Origin of the sequence: Armatimonas sp., from assembly GCF_043760365.1 — a bacterium.
Taxonomy (GTDB): Bacteria; Armatimonadota; Armatimonadia; order Armatimonadales; family Armatimonadaceae; genus Armatimonas.
The window spans coordinates 1-1,634 of the sequence record NZ_JAYUPA010000492.1 but is presented as its reverse complement, the minus strand read 5'-3'; the positions used below and the strand labels follow the sequence as shown (position 1 = coordinate 1,634).

Sequence of the window (1,634 nt, the reverse complement as noted above, 5' to 3'; positions counted from 1 at the left end):
TTTCGTGTGGTTCATGCAGCGCCCAGTACCGGAGCGCTGGCAGTGCGCTTCAATGTTGAAGTGGCCGTCAGCTCGCTGGCCTACAAGTCCGCGAGTCGATACGTGAATATACTTTCGGGGGGGCATACGCTGCACCTCGTGGATGCGGCGACGCCGCTCGGGGCTCCGCGTGTCTCTCGGACGCTGGAGTTTGCGGGGAGCGACTACACCGCCCTCATCATCGGGGCCTCATCTACTCTGGATGTCGTTCTGGTTCCCGACGATAACGTTCCGTCAGTCACGGCGGGAAATGCCCGCTTGCGTGTTGTTCATGCTGCCTCCGAGCACACGGGCGTGGATGTCTATGTCACCGACCCGGCAGCAAGCATCGGCTCCGCTTCGCCGAACCTGATCAATATTGTATTTAAGGGAGCTTCTGCCTACCTCGATTTGCCCCAGGGCGACTATCGCGTTCGGGTGACACCCACGGGGAGCAAGAGCGTGATTAGCGACAGTGGCACCACGACCCTGACCAAGGGACATGTGTACTCCAGTGTGATGGTAGGCGGGTTTGGTGTGTCCCTTCAAAATATTACTCTTGTAGATTTCTAGATCCTGGCTACTCCACAAGAACCGGGCTACTCCACACTTGGCACTTTTGCCGAGAGCAGGGCCAGGGGGACGCTCTGATGAGGTCGTCGCACGAAACCTAGTGTCGCGTCTTCGGACTGCCAGTAGTGCAGCATCCGGGCCGCATCCCAGCTAAACGTGGGGACGGGGTTGCGCGTGGGACTGCCCGTGCGGGGCAAGAAAAAGCACGCGTCGAAGAGGCGGTTTGCCTCGGGGAGGTAGGCCACCTGATGCATCGTGCAGCGCACACTACGGTAGCTCTCCGGGTCGGTGGCATCCCAGCCGATGGGGCAGATCGGGTTGGTGACCAGGGTGCGGTTCTGGGAGTCCGTCAGTTGGACGAGTTGCAGTGGAACTCCTAGGGCGGCGGCACAGATTACCAGATAGTCTGAGATGTCTATACAGTTGCCCCTGCGCGGCCCCTCCTGGCTCAAGAACGTTTTCAGGGCAAAGGTGTTATGCCTCACAAATATTGCGTTTTTTGTCGGATCACTGACGGGATAGACAAACCGACCGCTTGTAAAAAGTCCATGAGTGAGGTGGGCAACAATCTCCTTGGGGGTGTGTGCTCCTTTGGCCCAGCGGCAGGCATCATCAAGCACACCGCGCCAGGCTGGAACCTGGGGCGTGAGCGGCAGTGCGTAGGTGATATAGACAAACCGTTGCCACAGGATTTTCCCCGCCCCTGAAACCACAAGCACGCCGCTCTGCACCGTCTCCGGTAGAGTCACTTCCAGACCGGGAATAGCCGATGTCTTTTGCCACACAGCGGGGAGCGGCTCGCCCTCTCCGAACTGCACGGAAACCTCGGGCAGATTTGAGGCATCGCACTGGGGCAAGGCAAGGATCAAGTGTGAGCGGGCTGCCAGGATAAGCGGTGCCTTTGCACCACGCAGGGGAACTCCCCGGTTATCGCAACAGAGCTGTGCTGTTCTCGGGGTCGCAGTCATACGCTCGATGGCGCGCTCTCGTTTCTGCCGAACTTTCCAGGCACGTGCCATCGGTTCGGACTCCTCCACAATAGC

2 protein-coding genes are annotated in these 1,634 nt (G+C 59.4%); one reads left to right on the top strand and one right to left on the bottom strand.

From position 1 onward, the window contains the following. The coding region (locus ACH2EH_RS11585) for a DUF4397 domain-containing protein (protein ID WP_395141813.1) at positions 1-591 on the top strand (591 nt) is incomplete at its 5' end. 26 nt (positions 592-617) lie between these two features. Here the strand turns inward: ACH2EH_RS11585 and ACH2EH_RS11580 are convergent. Further along, positions 618-1,634 (bottom strand): hypothetical protein (locus ACH2EH_RS11580; RefSeq protein WP_395141811.1); only part of this gene is annotated, 1,017 nt, incomplete at its 5' end.